Origin of the sequence: Sphaerochaeta sp. (genome assembly GCF_050256055.1) — a bacterium.
Taxonomy (GTDB): domain Bacteria; phylum Spirochaetota; class Spirochaetia; order Sphaerochaetales; family Sphaerochaetaceae; genus Sphaerochaeta.
Genome location: NZ_JBFWIJ010000042.1, coordinates 1 through 11,667, shown reverse-complemented (window position 1 = coordinate 11,667; position 11,667 = coordinate 1). Strand labels below are relative to the sequence as shown.

At 51.0% G+C, this 11,667-nt stretch carries 9 protein-coding genes; 4 read left to right on the top strand and 5 right to left on the bottom strand.

Annotated features, from left to right (window positions below; genetic code table 11):
- The coding region (locus tag AB7C91_RS13060) for a diguanylate cyclase domain-containing protein (RefSeq protein WP_428592142.1) at positions 1-2,748 on the top strand (2,748 nt) is incomplete at its 5' end.
- Here the strand turns inward: AB7C91_RS13060 and AB7C91_RS13055 are convergent.
- From AB7C91_RS13055 to AB7C91_RS13040, 4 genes are all read right to left on the bottom strand, one after another.
- A complete protein-coding gene (locus AB7C91_RS13055; protein WP_332447293.1) occupies positions 2,743-3,966 on the bottom strand; it encodes an MFS transporter in 1,224 nt (407 codons plus the stop codon). The genes AB7C91_RS13060 and AB7C91_RS13055 overlap by 6 nt on opposite strands.
- 87 nt (positions 3,967-4,053) lie before the next feature.
- Positions 4,054-5,556: a histidine kinase N-terminal 7TM domain-containing diguanylate cyclase gene (locus AB7C91_RS13050; RefSeq protein ID WP_332447294.1), complete on the bottom strand. Its 1,503-nt coding sequence runs from the start codon at positions 5,554-5,556 to the stop codon at positions 4,054-4,056.
- A gap of 76 nt (positions 5,557-5,632) precedes the next feature.
- Positions 5,633-6,004: a DUF4180 domain-containing protein gene (locus AB7C91_RS13045; protein WP_332447295.1), complete on the bottom strand. Its 372-nt coding sequence runs from the start codon at positions 6,002-6,004 to the stop codon at positions 5,633-5,635.
- Between the two features lie 70 nt (positions 6,005-6,074).
- Positions 6,075-7,226, bottom strand: coding sequence for a DUF362 domain-containing protein (locus AB7C91_RS13040; protein WP_332447296.1), 1,152 nt, complete (start codon positions 7,224-7,226; stop codon positions 6,075-6,077).
- Positions 7,227-7,560: 334 nt separating this feature from the next.
- On the opposite strand from AB7C91_RS13040, the gene AB7C91_RS13035 reads away from it, so the two are divergent.
- Positions 7,561-8,670 (top strand): helix-turn-helix domain-containing protein, encoded by a 1,110-nt coding sequence (locus AB7C91_RS13035; protein WP_428592137.1) that lies wholly within the window; start codon positions 7,561-7,563, stop codon positions 8,668-8,670.
- Positions 8,671-8,694: 24 nt separating this feature from the next.
- Positions 8,695-9,621 (top strand): alpha/beta hydrolase family protein, encoded by a 927-nt coding sequence (locus AB7C91_RS13030; RefSeq protein ID WP_428592134.1) that lies wholly within the window; start codon positions 8,695-8,697, stop codon positions 9,619-9,621.
- 49 nt (positions 9,622-9,670) lie between these two features.
- Here the strand turns inward: AB7C91_RS13030 and rlmD are convergent, their stop codons facing one another.
- The gene (rlmD, locus tag AB7C91_RS13025) at positions 9,671-10,834 is read right to left on the bottom strand and encodes a 23S rRNA (uracil(1939)-C(5))-methyltransferase RlmD (RefSeq protein WP_332447299.1); all 1,164 of its coding nucleotides are present in this window, start codon (positions 10,832-10,834) and stop codon (positions 9,671-9,673) included.
- Positions 10,835-10,905: 71 nt separating this feature from the next.
- Here rlmD and AB7C91_RS13020 point away from each other — a divergent pair, with 71 nt between their 5' ends.
- Positions 10,906-11,658: a fumarylacetoacetate hydrolase family protein gene (locus AB7C91_RS13020; protein ID WP_428592130.1), complete on the top strand. Its 753-nt coding sequence runs from the start codon at positions 10,906-10,908 to the stop codon at positions 11,656-11,658.
- The last annotated feature ends 9 nt before the right edge of the window (positions 11,659-11,667 follow it).

The window sequence follows — 11,667 nt, the reverse complement described above, 5'->3', positions numbered from 1 at the left end:
CGTACCTATGATGTCATAGCAGAAACAAAATCGTTGATGCGAATCTTCCAGAACATCCGTCTTGCCGAGCGGGGATATCTTTTGACCGGAGAACGGAAATTTCTAGAGGACATCGGGGTCAACACCTACAGCTTCGACCAGCATCAGATCAGATTGGGTATTCTGACTGTGGACAATGACCTGCAGCAAAGCAAGATCAAAATGCTCAAGGTCTCGTTCGATTCCTTGATCGAGCTAGCGGTACAACCGCTTCTCCAGCACCGTGACACCTATGCCGACAACCCTGCAGAGCTGTTTGCAAGTAACAAGATGCCTTCTCTGATGGATAATTCCCAATTCATCGCCGACCGACTGGAATCCATCCTCACCGACATTGAGAATGCGGAATACCAACTGTTGGAAGCACACCAACAACAGATGAACTATTGGTATACGGTGGACAGATGGGTCTCCTTCCTGGAACCGTTCTTCATCATCTTGGTCACCTTCCTCGCCGGATGGGGGGCCATCCTACGCCTGGATCGCTATCAAAAACAGCAGCAAAAGGATCAGAAACAGCTCACAGAAGCACGAGATCTCTTTGCCGGGGTCATCCAAGCCTCCGAATTGGGAAGCTGGGAATGGAATATTCCCCTGGAAACGATTCAGATCAACGAGACGTGGGCCGAGCTGCTGGGTTATTCGAAGCAGGAATTGGAACCATTCACGTTCACAGCATTCCAAAAGATGGTGGAACCAAGCGACCTGCCCCACCTCCAGACTAGTCTGGAAACGCATTTCAACCATACCCTGTCCACTTTTTCCTGCGACCTAAGAATGCGGCACAAGGATGGGCACTTGGTCTGGATCCTCAGTAAAGGCAAGGTGATCAGAAGGGATGCGGAAGGCAATCCCGTCCTGATGATCGGAACCCATGCGGACATCAGCCAGCGGATTGCGGATGCAGAGGCTCTGGCACGCAGCGAAGCGGAAAGTCGCAAACTCTTTGAAGCGATGAACCAAGGCTTCGCCTATTGCCGGATCCTACTTGACGATACGGGAAAACCCAACGACTTCACCCTGCTCAGGGTCAATGAGAACTTCGAATTGCAGACCGGCCTCATTCCCAAGGAATCGGTGGGAAAGCGCATTACCGAGCTGTTGGGATATGTGGAACCCTATTGGCTTGAAAACAATGGGAAGGTGGCGGTAAGCGGGCAATCGATGAGCTACGAAGCGTTCAGCAGCAGCCTGAACCGGCTTTTCAGGATTTCCTCCTTCAGTCCGGAATACGGCTATTTCGCCATGATCATCGACGACATCAGCCAGCAACGTAATACGGAGACGCAACTCGCCTTTGAGAAGAAGCTCTTTGAGACCACCTTGCGTTCGGTCGGCGATGGAGTGATCTCGACTGATGCACATGGCAATGTTCAATTTATGAACAAGTCGGCTGAGGAGCTCACCGGGTGGCGTGATGAGGAAGCGAAAGGACGGGCTTTCGAGGAAGTGTTCAAGATCCTGTGCGGCAAGGACCGACAGCCCTGTCCAAACCCGGTTGCCCAGGTGCTGGCCAAACAGAAGGCGGTGGAACTTGCCGAAGATACCATCCTCATCGCCCGTGACGGATTCGAACGGTACATCGATGACAGTGCTGCTCCCATTCTCGATGAGGAACATGCAGTAACCGGGGTTGTCCTGGTTTTCCGGGACAATACCGAACAGCGGAAACGACAGCACGAAATGATCTCGCTCAGCTTCACCGATCCGTTGACCACCCTGCACAACCGTCGTTTTTACGACCAGGTGAAGCAGGAAATGGACGATGAGATGTATTATCCCTTGACCTTGGTACTCGCCGACGTGGATGGATTGAAGCTGACCAACGACGCCTTCGGACATGAAGCCGGCGATGCCCTGCTTTGCAAGGTCGCCGAAATCCTGCGCAAGACGTGTCGGGAAGGAGACATCGTCAGCCGTATCGGCGGTGATGAATTCGTCCTCCTGCTTCCCCAAACCGATGCCTTGCATGCCCAAGCGATCGTCACACGTCTGAATGCGGCATTGGTCAAGGAGCAGATCAAGGGAATCCAGCTGTCGGTTTCCTTCGGGTATGCGGTCAAGCAGGAAGAAGAGTCACCGCTTGAGGACACCTTCAAGGTGGCTGAGGATGTCATGTACCAGAACAAACTCTCGGGCAGCATGACGTTCAAGAAGGAAGTCATATCCACCCTGTTGGAACGGTTGTTCAGTCTAGATGCAACACTTAGAACCCACAGCCAACTGGTTGCCGATCTTTGCGCCGCCTTCGCAAAGGTCTTGGAATATCCCAAGCACAAAGTCCAGGATATGTATCTGGCTGGACTTTATCATGACCTGGGAAAGATCGCCCTCGATCCGGCTCTGCTGACCAAACCCTTTGAATCCCTGAACCGAAGCGAGTTGCTGGAATTCAAACGGCATGCGGAAATCGGCTACAACATCCTTCGATCGGTCGGCGAGTATGCTTCGTTTGCACAGGCGGTGCTGCACCATCATGAACGGTGGGATGGAAACGGCTATCCGCAGGGACTGCGCAGGGAAGCGATCGCCGAAGAGGCACAAATTCTCGCCCTAGCCAACAACTATGCAGATTTGATCGGTCCAAGCCTGACGCGCGATACGATCAGCAAGGAAGCGGCAATCGCCTACCTTGCCGAGCGGAGCAATATCGTATTCAGTCCCCGTTTGATCGAACTGTTCGTTACCAAGGTTGTCCCGAATCTATGATACGGCAGGTGACCTTGAGGACACGCTGCGTGCATATACAAGCCCGACTACGACAAGCAGGATCCCACTGATCACCAACAGAATCTCGACTGTGAATCGGTCGGCCAAAGGACCGAACAACAGGATTCCCAACGGCATGGCACTGCCTGCGATCAACTGGACAATCGAGAAAACCCTGCCCAGCTTCTCTGCATCGCTGGTCTCTTGGATCATCACGATTTCCGCCGTGTTGATCACCGGCATGAAGATTCCCCCCAATCCCAAGATGACGAGATACACCCAGAAGGGGCGTGCAATACCCAACAGGGCGAAGCAGAAGCCGAATGCCATCAGGGAGAATGCGATTGCCTTCCCCTTATTGGAGAAGGACCCTTTCAAGGAAACCAGAATGCCGCCGACCAAGGCCCCGAGGGTCCAGACCATCTCATTGAGGGTGAGCCGCCATACTTCAGGACCGAAGGAACGCTCGATCATCAGCGGGGTCAGAATGGCCGCAGGGGTGATGAGAAAGAAGGAAAAACTGTAACAGACCAACAGATTCCGCAGGACCGGATGCCTGAGCGTATAGGATAGCCCGATGCGCATGTCCTTCGCCACCGAATGCGGCTGTGCATCTCTGACAAGTTTCCCGACCTTGATGAAACTGAATACCACCACCGCCAACGTTGCAGTAAGCACATCAAGATAGAATGTCCAAGTCAGTGAGAAGAGGGAGAGCATCAGTCCACCGACGGCCGGGGAGAGCAACAGTAAAGCAGAATTGATGCTCTGGTTGATGCCTTGGATACGAACCAGATGCTGCTGCTCAACCAATTGGGGAATGATTGCATTGACCGCCGGTCCTTGCACCCCGCCGCCCAAGGAGCGGATCACCGAAACGACCAGCAAGGCTTGGATCGATCCAAAGCCTTGGCCGAACAACAATGCCAACACCAAGGTAGCCAATGCGATGAAACTGTCGGAGAGCATGATCAGGTATTTGCGATTGTACCGGTCGGCCCAGACTCCGCTGTAAAGACTGATCAAAAGATGGGGAACCATCTGGGCAAGGGTGGCAAGCATCAAGAAGACACCCGACGAGGTTTCCAAGGTGATGTACCATATGATGGCATACCCTACCACAGAGGAACCGAACAACGAGAGGTTCTGGCTGACTAAAAACAGAACAATCCTGCGGTTGAATACTGAAGTTGCGGGAGAATCGACTGCACGTTCCATAGAACTAGTCCTTATCGGTCAGGGCGAGCAACCATGATTGCATCCAGTGCACACACTCTATCGAGTGCGTCGGATACTGTCCAGATGTCAGTTCGACCGGACGCAGTTCCTGCCTTCTTGTTTTGCTTGGTAGAGCAGGTTGTCGGCAAGCAGATAGATGTCGTCGAAACTCGGTTTCCTGGTAGTCACCACTCCGACGGAGATCGTGATCTTCAACAAGGTCCCCCCATAGGTGAATGGGTAGTTTTGCACGGCCTCGCGCAAAGCCTCCGCTTTCTTAAGAATCTCCTCCCGGGTGAAGACCGTTGAAAAAACGGCAAACTCCTCACCGCCCATCCGTCCAGAGAGACAGCGGTGGTCGAACAATGTATGAACCAAGGTCCCGAGCATCTTCAATGCCGCATCTCCCGAGCGATGTCCGTGTACATCATTGAGCAGTTTGAAGTGGTCCAGATCGAAATAAATAAGATGGACTTCCTCGGTGCTCTTGGCAAGCTGTCGCTCGACCTGTTCTATGAATGTTTGGCGATTGAGCAGCCCGGTCAGTCCATCCACCTCGGCACGGATGCGCAGCAATTCCATTTGTTGCTTTTCCTTGGTGATATCCTTGAACAGGGTAACCGAACCTACCAAATCAGAGCGGTTGTTGGTGATCGGATACAGGGTGGCTTTCAAAAAACGCTTGTCGATCCTGGTTTCAAACGTTGCTTCTCGTCCTTCCAATGCGACTCGGTGCCACTGGGGGACATGGTTTTTCAGATTCTCGGCAATCTGTGCATATGATTCACCCAAGAGTGTTTTGGCTGCCGGATTGGCGTCAATGACCTGGGCATCGTTGCTGCTGATGACAATCCCTTCTCCCAGAAACTGGAACACCTGCTGGTGTGCCAGTGGTGTCAGTCTGAACAGGTCATACCGATGGATGCCGAGGAGCATGAAGAACCCGGAGAGTGCAAACACCCCGGAGATGGGTATCAGACCGAGAATCTTTTCATCACTGATGACCTTGAGCAAGGAATAGATGATGGGGATGACCATGCCCAAAAGGACGGCGATGATCTGGTTACGGGTTGACTTGGAGGCGGTTATGGTGGCGAACAGCATGATGAAGAAAGCAACCAACATGAACAGGAAATTGAAGGAGACCAGTATCTTTCCGAAAATGGTGGTTTCCACCACCACCGTCTCATACAAATCGGTCTTCACCATGTGCACCGAGACCCGTATGAGATGGTGCAGCCAATCCGTACAGACCAACAGCACCCCCAAGCTCTGAAACAGGTAGACCAGGCGTCGGATCAGTTTGAAATGACGGCTGAAAAAACCGGTATAGGCCAAGGAAAAGACAAGCGAAGCTACCGGAGCAAGAAACACCCCGATCTGGGTGAAATTGCGCCAGAACAGTTTTGCGGTAAAGGTCGAGCTGATCATCTCGGCGAACGAACCGATTGACCAAATGAGCATGAAACAGGAAGCGATGAAGAATTCCTTCGCAGCACGTTTTGTACGTACCATCCATGCAGCTGCAATGACCAAGCCCATCATGATGATGGAAAGCAGATTGATGAAGAGAACTGGGAAGGTAATCATGAAAAACTCCTCGGCGTTCTCCCCAATAGTATCATATTCCTAGCCGAAGAGAGAACCTATGACACCTCTTTTCCGTTCAGGTTTCAGAACCGGCCAATCGAGAGACAGCTTGTGCTTCAGAAGCAACAAAGAATATGTCATGACCTGTATTGCTTTCATAGATGAAATCCCTCAGACTTTTGCTGGAAACATGGAGAAAATCACCGATGATGGCAAGCTTCATCTGATAGGTTGAGAATTTTTGCAGGATCTCCCCGGCCAACCTGGTTTTCAAGTCAAAAAACTGCACCGTGAAGGCTGTACTGTCAAGAATGATACGACTGCAACCGGTCTGGTAACGGATGGTCGCCATCAGATCCAGCGCATCATCGACCGCATTGATCAATACATGCTCACACGTGATGCGTGCCATACGCACCCTGTTCTTTTCCAGTACCTGAATTTCCATGGACGACCTCCTGCATCCTGAATACGTATATGCCATCGAGATTATGCGGTTGGATGTTCGCCTTCGATCCCTATTTTCTGAGAAAACCTGATATCAGACCCGCCACCTTGTTTTGGTTTACCAGTTCCACTGCCTTATGCATGCAGAGTTCATGACAGCACATGCATTCAATGCAGGCATCATAATCAATCTGCTTCGTTTCCTTGTCAATTGCTTGTACCGGACAACTTTCCACGCACATATTGCATTTCCTGCACAGAGCAAGATTGATCTTGGGGCGCGTGGCAAAAAAATCAATGACCTTGACCAGGACCTTGCTGTTGCGCTTCCTGGTTTCCCCGAATCGCTTGGGCAAGGTAAAACGAGCCAATTCAGGAACATGATCGTAATCTCCGGCAAGGGTTATCTGGGTAAGCTTGCTTTCTCCCAGATTCCGCGTGCGGGCAGTTTCCAGGATCGGCACATCCTCCACGGCAATCCCCACCATGCTCGCTGCAACCGTGTCCAAGGCCAACGGATCCTCGCTTACGAGGATTTTGTTCGCCTGATAGGCACTGCCTGCCGTAGGGCCTTCCCCCTGCATTGCCTGTATCCCGTCCATGATATGAAGGCGGATGTTCGTCGCCTTATGGATATCACAGATGATCTGGCCGAAATCACTTGGATTGGGAGCCATTTTATGATATTTGGCCTTTTTCAGGCCGGGGATGCATCCGAATACATTTTTTACCGCTCCTGAAAAGATCTGGGCTGAGTGTGTCTTGAATTTCGGCAGATTGATGACTACGTCGGCATCGAACATCGGCTTTGCAATATACATGGTTTCTTCGCACCGACTTTCCGGTTGTACCGCCACCACGCCCTCACGGTCAAAATTCTTTACTTCCGCTCCTTCTTCCTCAGCAACCGTCAGATAACCGGAAACCTTGAGCCCTTGCTTGGTAGGCGCAATTCCCGCAATGGCACCTCCCGAGCTGTCACCGATCCAGACAGTACAACCCTTCCCTTTCAGAATCCGTACCACCGCCCGTACAAACTCAGCGTGTGTAACAGCTGCAGAGTCGCTGGTTTTCGGTCCGATCAGATTCACCTTGAGCAACACCTTGTCCTGCGGTTTGACAAATGCATCCCACCCGCCGAGCAGCTCCACGGCGGCATTGATTTGTGGAATCATGGTATCAAGATCATACTTCCTGCATTCTTGAATAACTACCTTGCTCATACAATTCTTCTCCCGGGTCAATGGACATCAAAGCAAATCTTCAACAATTCATGATGTAATATGTTGTCATTTGTATTCCTCCTTGGCCCAAATGGCAAGCATAATCGTATATGCCCGGGTTCAGATCTGTCTCTTCTCAAGGAATATGGGCAATTTGCAATTCCCCCAAGAAAGCCTTCGTCTGTAGACAGCAATTGGACTTCAGCCGCCCCATCTGATACGCATCTCTGCATGGTTGTGTTTCCCCGTGGTTGATTTTCCCGCGGAAAGTAACCTATAAGTCGCTTGTAAGTTGACATTGTCAACCATATATTTATACGAGAAGGGGATGGTGATGAAAGAAATCAATCTGGCATCGGTCATAGCAACCAAACGTAAGGAACGAGGTGTCACACAGGATCAGCTTGCAGCATTTATCGGTGTATCCAAAGCATCGGTATCCAAGTGGGAAACGGGGCAAAGTTATCCTGATATCACCTTTCTCCCACCGCTTGCTGCATATTTCACCATCAGCATTGATGAGTTGATGGGCTATTCTCCGCAATTGGAACAATCCGCCATCAATGAGCTCTACATCCAGCTGGCTGAGGATTTTGCTCGTCTGCCGTTTACCAAGGTGATTGCAAATTGTGCAACCATCATCAAGAAGTATTATTCCTGCTTTCCGCTCTTGCTTTACATCGCCAAGTTGTACACAAACCACTTTATGCTTGCTGAAAGTCTGCAACAACAGGAGGCTCTTCTGCACGAAACCGTAGCGCTCTGCGAACGGATACAGAAGGAAAGTGGAGATGTACGATTGAACAGGGAAGCGGTGTTGTATCAGGCGATATGTTGCTTGGCGCTGAAGAATCCGCAAGAAGTCCTGGATTTGCTTGGGGATAGACCGAAACGCATACTGGCTGAGGGTATATTGGTCTCACAAGCGTACCAGAGTATGGGAGCGGTCGACAAAGCGAAAGAGACGCTGCAAGCAGAGTTATACCAGTATGTGATGGCATCTTTCCAAATATTGCTGAACATCCTGCAACAGAATATGGATACGTTCGGGAAAGCGGAGGAAGCCTATGTGCGGGCAGCGGACTTTGCACGGATTTTCAATATGAAACATCTGAACCCAAACAATGTCATTCTGCTTGATGCCTTGGGCGCGCAGATGTATTGCGCGAACCATATAACCGAAAAAGCGCTTGCACTCCTTGATGAATTTGTGGATACCTGCGTAGGAGATTTCTTCCCCTTCGCGTTGCAGGGGGATTCCTTTTTCGACCTGGTCGACCCGTTTTTGCATGACTTCGAGGCATCCACACCGCGAAGCGAGAAAGTCATCAAGGAAAGCATGTTGCATGATATCCTGATGAATCCGGCCTTTGATGCATTGCATGACCACCGCGAATATCAACGGCTGGTTCAAAAAATGCAGAAGTTCCTACGAAAAGCCTGACAAAGGCGATGGGAGGCAATGAATATGAACGAACAGATATGTATCGGCAAGGGAACAAACTACCCATTGAACGGGATTCTATCGATGCCGGAGCATTGTACCTCACACGTACCGGCTGTGGTGCTGGTACATGGCTCAGGTCCTTCGGATATGAATGAGAGCATTGGTGCAAACAAGCCTTTCAGCGATATAGCAGAAGCATTATCAGCCAAAGGAATCGCAGTGATTCGCTACGACAAGCGTTCAAAGATATACGGAAAGCAGTTGGTGGAAGAACTCAAAGGAAATGCGTCCGTTGAAGTCGAAACAATCGAAGACGCAATCCTTGCCGCCCAACTGGCAAAAAGTCATGCCAGAATAAACCCTGACAAGGTGTTCATACTGGGCCACAGTCTTGGAGGCATGCTTGCACCGCGCATCGATGCTGAAGGCGGGAATTTCGCCGGCATCATTATCTGCGCAGGTTCGCCACGCACTTTGGCTGATATCATCATGAGCCAAAACTATGCTGTGCTCGATCAACTGCCCAAATTCCTGAGAAAGATCGCAACCAAGCAAATCGCAGGGCTCAAATCCAAATTTGATGCCATCGCCGTCATGAGCGAGGAAGAAGCAAAAGCCACAAAGATCCTGGGAAAATCCTATGCATGGTATTTCAAAGAGATGGCCAGCCATCCCACTGCCGAGTATCTGTCCAAGATTGAGAAACCTGTTCTGATTTTGCAAGGCGATAAGGATTTCCAAGTTTCAATGGAAAAGGATTATGCTCTATACCAGCAAATTTGTGCAGGAAAACCCAATGTCCAATTCAAGATCTACCCCGGACTCAATCATTTGTTCATGAAGTCGGTGTATGCAAAAGTCAAGGACGCAAAAAAGGAATACAAGATCCCTCAAACAATGTCGGCCGAAGTATTGGATGATATCGCCGAGTGGATACTGGGCAATTGAGAAAATTCTAACCAACCCACGCCCCACTTCCCATAACTTTTGGATACGTTCACGCTTCCAGCCTCGACAGTAATACCACCGTCTCGATATGGTCGGTATGCGGAAACATGTCCACCGGTTGCATACCCACCACCCGATACGGTCCAAACTGGAGTATATACTTGAGATCACGTTCCAAGGTTTTGGGATTGCACGAAATATAGACGATGCGCTTGGGTCGAAGCCTGATGGCGGCAGATAAGAACCGTTCATCACTGCCGCTGCGGGGAGGATCAAGAAAGAGAACATCGCAGGATTTCTTCTGTTTGGCCATTTCCTTCAGGTATACAGATGCATCGGCGGTAATGAACTGCGCATTGTCCAGTCCATTGCGCTCTGCATTCGCCTTGGCATCCTCGACTGCCTGTTCGTTCGATTCGATGCCCAACACCTCCTTTGCCCCCTCTTTGGCTGCAATGAGGGCGATGGTGCCTGTTCCGCAGTAGGCATCGACGATGAGATCGTCCTTGGTGATCCGGGCCATACGCATGGCAAGCGTATACAAGACCTCGGCTTGTTGTACATTGACCTGGAAAAAGGAAGTGGGGGAAATCCGGAAAGTCAGCGAACACAGACGCTCTTCGATGAACCCTTTGCCCCAGATGACTTTCACCGGCTGTTCGCCGAGTACCATACTGGTTTGCTCACGGTTGATGTGTACGGCGATGGTTGTTATCTCAGGATGCTGCTGGCGAAGGGCTGAAAGGAAGTCCGGGGCTGAGGGGATCTGCCATTGACCGCAGACCAATACGACAATGGCTTCCCCGGTTGTTCTGCTGATCTTGATCAACACATGCCTGAGATATCCAAAGCCGGTATCCTCATCATAGGCACTGACTTGGAACCGATGGGAAAGCGTACGGATGGTCTTGAGGATACGGTCGGCCAGTGGATGCTGGACCATGCAGGAATGAATGGGAACCAATTGGTGGGTTCCCTGCCGGTAGATGCCGCTTGCCAATTGCTTTTTCCAATCATAACCGAATACCGCCTGAATCTTCGTTCTGTAGCCGGTGGGATCATCCATGCCTTGGATCGGGGCTATCGGACCGAAATGGCCGAGCAACTCCTCAAGATACCGCATCTTCATATCCAACTGCTTGGGATAGGAGAATTCCATCAACTGACAGGCGCCGCAGGTTCGGGCCAAGGGACATTTTGCATACCGTTTCATATCCTATACGGTGCTGGGAATCTCATGCTTTGTCAATTGTGTTTCCCGCGTCTCTTTGCTATGCTTCTTGTATGAAATACGTACGCTTCAAAACCAACAATACCGTCGCCTACGGATTGCTTGATGATACCACCATCCAGGTGCTTGAAGGTTCCCCCTTCGACCACTACACCAAAACCGAAACCTACCTCAGTCTGGACTCAGTCGAGCTGCTTGCTCCCTGCGACTATTCCAAGGCTGTTTGCATCGGCTTGAACTACCGCGACCATGCCCTGGAGTTCCAACTTCCCATCCCCACCGAACCGGTGGTTTTCCTCAAGCCATCCACGGCCGCCTTGGCACCGGGGAAGGTCGTGGAATATCCTGCAATGTGCAAGCGGCTGGACTATGAAGCCGAGCTTGCCGTGGTCATCGGCAAGAAGGGACGTTTCATCCCCTTGGAGGATGTCAATTCCTACATTCTGGGATATACCTGTGCCAATGACATCACTGCACGGGATCTGCAACCCAAGCAAGGGCAATGGACGATTGCCAAGAGCTTCGACACCTTCTGCCCGTTCGGGCCCTACATCAGCGATGAGGTGGACCCCTCCAACCTGAGCATTGAAAGCAAGGTGAACGGAAGGACGATGCAGAAGTCGAATACCAGCAACCTTATTTTTTCCGTCCCCTTTTTGGTGCATTATCTTTCACAGGTCATGACCCTGCTCCCCGGAGACATCATTTTGACAGGAACCCCGGGTGGCATCAGCGGCATGCATCATGGGGATACCGTGGAGATCGTCATCGAAGGATTGGGAGTACTCAGGAATACAATCGGCTGAGGTCCGCTC

Coding starts and splice junctions, on each gene's coding strand:
- AB7C91_RS13055 (WP_332447293.1), bottom strand. CDS start 3,966: ATGGAACGTGCAGTCGATTCTCCCGCAACTTCAGTATTCAACCGCAGG.
- AB7C91_RS13050 (WP_332447294.1), bottom strand. CDS start 5,556: ATGATTACCTTCCCAGTTCTCTTCATCAATCTGCTTTCCATCATCATG.
- AB7C91_RS13045 (WP_332447295.1), bottom strand. CDS start 6,004: ATGGAAATTCAGGTACTGGAAAAGAACAGGGTGCGTATGGCACGCATC.
- AB7C91_RS13040 (WP_332447296.1), bottom strand. CDS start 7,226: ATGAGCAAGGTAGTTATTCAAGAATGCAGGAAGTATGATCTTGATACC.
- AB7C91_RS13035 (WP_428592137.1), top strand. CDS start 7,561: ATGAAAGAAATCAATCTGGCATCGGTCATAGCAACCAAACGTAAGGAA.
- AB7C91_RS13030 (WP_428592134.1), top strand. CDS start 8,695: ATGAACGAACAGATATGTATCGGCAAGGGAACAAACTACCCATTGAAC.
- rlmD (WP_332447299.1), bottom strand. CDS start 10,834: ATGAAACGGTATGCAAAATGTCCCTTGGCCCGAACCTGCGGCGCCTGT.
- AB7C91_RS13020 (WP_428592130.1), top strand. CDS start 10,906: ATGAAATACGTACGCTTCAAAACCAACAATACCGTCGCCTACGGATTG.